This window comes from Arcicella sp., assembly GCF_964672035.1.
The window spans coordinates 1-4,986 of the sequence record NZ_CBABQS010000147.1; the positions used below are offsets into that span (position 1 = coordinate 1).

The 4,986-nt window shown below is 37.3% G+C and carries 9 protein-coding genes; all 9 read left to right on the plus strand.

Going from position 1 to position 4,986, the window contains the following annotated elements:
• A partial coding sequence (locus tag AC1W31_RS20395; protein WP_481736345.1) for a hypothetical protein occupies positions 1-255 on the plus strand: 255 nt, incomplete at its 5' end.
• Positions 221-739 (plus strand): DUF6169 family protein, encoded by a 519-nt coding sequence (locus tag AC1W31_RS20400; protein ID WP_481736346.1) that lies wholly within the window; start codon positions 221-223, stop codon positions 737-739. The genes AC1W31_RS20395 and AC1W31_RS20400, both read left to right, overlap by 35 nt.
• 10 nt (positions 740-749) lie before the next feature.
• Positions 750-1,604 (plus strand): carboxylating nicotinate-nucleotide diphosphorylase, encoded by an 855-nt coding sequence (nadC, locus tag AC1W31_RS20405; RefSeq protein ID WP_481736347.1) that lies wholly within the window; start codon positions 750-752, stop codon positions 1,602-1,604.
• Between the two features lie 161 nt (positions 1,605-1,765).
• Positions 1,766-2,755 (plus strand): quinolinate synthase NadA, encoded by a 990-nt coding sequence (nadA, locus tag AC1W31_RS20410; RefSeq protein WP_481736348.1) that lies wholly within the window; start codon positions 1,766-1,768, stop codon positions 2,753-2,755.
• A 73-nt stretch (positions 2,756-2,828) separates the two neighbouring features.
• The gene (locus AC1W31_RS20415) at positions 2,829-3,299 is read left to right on the plus strand and encodes a hypothetical protein (protein WP_481736349.1); all 471 of its coding nucleotides are present in this window, start codon (positions 2,829-2,831) and stop codon (positions 3,297-3,299) included.
• A gap of 75 nt (positions 3,300-3,374) precedes the next feature.
• Entirely contained in the window at positions 3,375-3,863 is a 489-nt protein-coding gene (locus AC1W31_RS20420; RefSeq protein ID WP_481736350.1) for a dihydrofolate reductase, read from the plus strand.
• Positions 3,864-3,935: 72 nt separating this feature from the next.
• Complete coding sequence (locus AC1W31_RS20425) at positions 3,936-4,346, plus strand: molybdenum cofactor biosynthesis protein MoaE (protein ID WP_481736351.1); 411 nt, start codon at positions 3,936-3,938, stop codon at positions 4,344-4,346.
• A 54-nt stretch (positions 4,347-4,400) separates the two neighbouring features.
• The gene (locus AC1W31_RS20430; RefSeq protein ID WP_481736352.1) at positions 4,401-4,640 is read left to right on the plus strand and encodes a hypothetical protein; all 240 of its coding nucleotides are present in this window, start codon (positions 4,401-4,403) and stop codon (positions 4,638-4,640) included.
• Positions 4,637-4,960, plus strand: coding sequence for a type II toxin-antitoxin system PemK/MazF family toxin (locus tag AC1W31_RS20435; protein WP_481736353.1), 324 nt, complete (start codon positions 4,637-4,639; stop codon positions 4,958-4,960). The genes AC1W31_RS20430 and AC1W31_RS20435 overlap by 4 nt, the downstream gene beginning before the upstream one ends.
• Positions 4,961-4,986 lie beyond the last annotated feature (26 nt).

Below are 4,986 nucleotides of genomic sequence, written 5' to 3' on the forward strand. Positions count from 1 at the left end.
AAAACATTTATCAAATTAAAACCGTTATTTTTGAGCAACAAATCTTTTAAAATCATGGAAACAGTAGCAAAAAAAGTATTGACTCCCGAAGAAAGACAAGCCAATGTTGATAAGTTTATTAAGCGTTGGAAGGAGGAGAAAGAGAAATCTCAAAGAGAAGCAGAGGATTATGCCAAAACGCCTGAATTTAAAGAAACCCTAAAAAGATTAAAAAAAGCTAATGCAAAAAGAGGAATCATCATTCCAGGCGTATGATTTTGAATATAAAGGAGGTGATAATAATGACTATACCTTTCAAACAGGAAATGGAATTTCTTATTCAATTACGTTCAAACCTACTTTTTACCTGTTTGGAGAAGATTCTGTTTTTTCCAAGAATACCTTTGAGTTCTCCATTATAATATTAATCAATCCAACTGAAAAAACTCCTCCATTAGATAAAGCTATTCCTCCTACGATTGCTTCAATTTTCAAAGACTTCTATGAAAACGCTCCCGAAACAATAGCTATTTATATTTGCGATTCTTTGGATGGAAGACAGTTCTTGAGAAAAAGAAAATTTGATGATTGGTTTCAGTATTATAAAGGTAAATTGTTCATAAAAATTGACTCAGGCTTCAAAGAAACCGATGGAACTCAATATCCAGTTTCGCTAATTATCAAAGAAACCCACCCATTTCGTACTCAAATATTTGACGAATTTTTGAATGTTGTAAATGGCTATAACGCTGATAAATAACAAAAATAAAATGTTCAATTACTTAGAACCAACTTACGTTAAAAACTTTATCCAAACCGCCCTGCACGAAGATGTGGGCGATGGCGACCATACTTCACTTTCTACTATTCCAAGCACTGCCACAGGTCGGGCGAGGCTTTTGGTAAAAGATACGGGCATTTTGGCGGGAGTTGAAATTGCTAAAATGATTTTTGCTGAAGTTGACCCTAATTTGCAGGTAGAAACAATTTTGCAAGATGGTGCACTTATCACAAAAGGCGAAATCGTTTTGACGGTGGCGGGTTCGTCGCAGTCCATTCTCAAAGCTGAACGTTTGGTGCTAAATTGTATGCAACGGATGTCGGGCATTGCCACTTATACGGCTTCGATGGTGAAATTGTTGGAAGGCACAAATACTAAATTATTGGATACTCGCAAGACCACTCCTAATTTCAGATTATGCGAAAAATGGGCTTGCCGAATCGGTGGGGCGGTCAATCACCGTTACGCTTTGTTCGATATGATTTTGATAAAAGATAATCACGTGGACTATGCGGGCGGAATCCATAATGCGATAAATCAAGCACTTGACTATTTAAAAACCACTGGACGTGATTTGCAAATAGAAATTGAAGTCAGAAACCTTGATGAATTACGTCAGGTTTTGGAAATTGGGAAAGTTGACCGCATTATGTTGGATAATTTCTCGTTTGAAAATTTGAGAGAAGCAGTCAGAATAATTGACGGAAAATTCATGACGGAGGCCTCGGGCGGAATTAACGAAACTACGATTCGTGAATACGCCGAATGTGGCGTAGATTATATTTCATGCGGCGCTTTGACACATCATGTGAATAGTTTAGATTTGAGTTTGAAAGCGTATTGATAATTAGGTTTTAGGGGTTGGGGATTAGGGGTTAGTGGAAACCGATAGAATTAAGCGAAATTTTACCAATAATAATTAAGGGCATGGATTTTTGAATTGGGGAAATACTAATCCGTGCGACGGTCGCCCCAACCCCTAAATCCTAAGCCCTAAAAATGAACATGAATTTATTAGAAGAATCACAACGAGTTGGCTACGTGAGCCGTTCAGTGCCTTTCAAGGGCGGAGATTTGAAAGAGCAAATCTTGAAATTAAAAAAAGAGAAAAATGCGGTCATTTTGGCCCATTATTATGTCGATTCCGAGATTCAGGATATTGCCGATTTCCTGGGCGATAGCCTCGGATTGGCACAAGCCGCCGAGAAAACCGATGCCAGTATGATTGTTTTCTGTGGCGTGCATTTTATGGCTGAAACCGCCAAAATTTTGAATCCCAACAAAAAGGTAGTTTTGCCAGATTTGAATTCGGGCTGTTCATTGGCTGATGCTGCCCCAAAGGAAGAATTTGCGGCTTTTAAGGCAAAATATCCCGATGCGGTTGTGGTGAGTTATATCAATTGTACTGCTGATATTAAGGCAATGACCGACATTATTTGTACGTCGTCCAATGCTGTGAAGGTGGTGGAATCTATCCCAAAGGACAAGCAGATTATCTTCGCTCCTGATGAAAATTTAGGACGTTATGTAGCTAATAAAACAGGTCGTGATTTGATTTTGTGGGAAGGTTCTTGCATGGTTCACATTGATATTTCGCTGGAAAAACTCCGAATCGTTAAGGAAGAAAACCCCAATGCTTTATTGATTGCCCATCCTGAATGTAAGGAAGTAATTTTATCACAAGCCGATTTTGTGGGTTCAACTACGGCTCTTTTGAATTTCGTACAAATGTCTGACTGTCAAGAGTTTATTGTGGCAACGGAAGCAGGGATTTTGCATAAAATGAAAGAATCGGTACCCAATAAAAAACTGATTCCTGCCCCAGCCAATGAGAAAAATTCGTGTGCTTGTGCTGAATGTCCGTACATGAAAATGAATACAATGGAGAAATTATACAACGCTATGTTTTATGAATTACCAGAAATTCAAGTGGCGGAAGAGGTTCGTATTCCTGCCTTGAAGGCTTTGAAGGCGATGTTGGAGATTAGTAAATGAGTTGGCAACTCACAAATGCAACCATTTTATAAACAATTACGTCTTTCAAATCATCACATAAAACTCAAAAGTCATGAAAAGAATTACCGCTTGTTTATCGCTTCTGATTACGGTAATGGCCTGTGAATCAGATAATTTTACTTATACACCTGATGAGTTAACGGGCGTTTTTAAGCCAAATACAACTTCAAATCTTGCACCTTCTTGGTCTTGCGTGGGGAATCAAGGAGTTTCTTTTGGACCGAGTGTTAGATTAGAAAAGCTCTCTGACACAAAGGTAAATCTATTCTCGAAATTTTACACCTACGATCCAAATACGCAAAGAAATATCGAATCAGAATTATCTACGAATCTCACCTTAAAACAGCACGAAGAACACTTTGATTTGCTTTATAAAGACAAAGTGATTGGCGATTATCGGACGGATAGAATTTATGTAAGTGACACTGATAATTCTAAATTTAAGGCAGGTAAAATCCTGAATATAAGAATAGCTGCGGTTACTGAAAAGCGTTTTGTGATGTTTAGAGAGGCTAAGGAATAATGTACTTATTGATATTTTACGATAGCCATGCCCTAAAAGCATGGCTATTTCTGTTTATCCGATTATCTTTACGTGATGAAACTTTCCTTAATCGTTGCCGTTGCCGAAAATGGTGTTATCGGTCATAATAATCAGTTAATTTGGCATTTACCCAATGATTTAAAACAATTCAGACGGCTCACTACGAGTCATTGTATCATTATGGGACGCAAAACTTTTGAGTCAATCGGGAAGCCTTTACCAAACCGTACTTCGGTCATTATTTCCCGAAATCCTGATTTTCAGATTGAAGGTTGTATTACGGTAGATTCCTTAGAAAGTGCCATTAAAAAGGCTCAGGAGCTTGAAAATGAAGAAACTTTTGTCATTGGCGGAGCAGAAATATATCGCTTATCTTTACCAAAAGTTGATAAAATTTACCTGACCGAAGTACACCATGCTTTTGAAGGAGATACTTTTTTCCCAACAATTGATAAAACTATTTGGCAAGAAACAAAACGTGAAGATTTTGAAACGGATGAAAAACATTTGTATAAATATTCGTTTGTAGCGTTGGAGAGGTAACACAGACTTTGTCGGGGATGCCTAATCTGTACCTTAATAAAAATAGAATAATAGTCTGTATTACAAAAAATAATGATTGAAATTTCTGATAAATCCATTGACATTCAGGCGTGTATAGATGCGGCTCAGTCAGAACGTGCGGGAGCAATTGATGTTTTCATTGGCACCGTTCGTAATCATAATAATGCCAAAGAAGTAGTCCGTTTGGAGTTTGAAACGTATGATGGGATGGCCGTAAAAAAGATGGAGGAACTTGCCAATCAAGCTCGTGAGCGTTGGGATATTGAAAAAATCGTAATGATTCATCGAAAAGGCGTTTTGCAAATTGGCGATGTGGCGGTCGTTATTGCCGTTTCAACACCACATCGAGTAGCCTCTTTTGAAGCATGTCAATGGTTGATTGATACCCTAAAAACCGTGGTGCCGATTTGGAAAAAAGAGATTTATGAGAGTGGCGAAGAGTGGTTGGAGGCGCATGCGTGAAATATTGAATAATTATTATCTGAAAAAATACTTAAAACATCCCAAATAATGACAATGCAAGCCGCACCCCAGACACAAGCGTTAATTTTGTTATTTAAAACGATGACTCCTGAAACTCAAAAAGAGTTTAAAACGTGGATAAATGATGTTGAACCTTCTTTGGATTTTGAGGAAGAAAAAAATGAGTTTTATAAGATGACGGGGCAAAATCTAAACTTTGCTTATGGAGATAATGAACCTGAATATTCAGAACAAGATTTGTTAGAACTTAACCCACATTTTAATCCACAATGACCGAAGTAGATATTGTTTTGGCAGCTTTACAACAAGCCGATGGAACTTACAAGAAACGTCCAGTTCTCGTTTTACGTATCATGCCACGGTTTAACGATTTTTTAATTTGTGGTATTTCCACTCAATTACATCAATTTATTACAGAATTTGATAAAATGATAATGCCCGATACATCAAATAAATTACAGCAATCATCTATTATCAGATTAGGGTTTTTAGGCATTGAACCTCAGAGAAATATACAAGGAAAAATCGGGAGTATTTCTTCTGATTTGCACACTGATTTGTTAAATCGTTTAGCCAAATATTTAATCGAATAATCATAATGTAACTTTCCACTAATCCC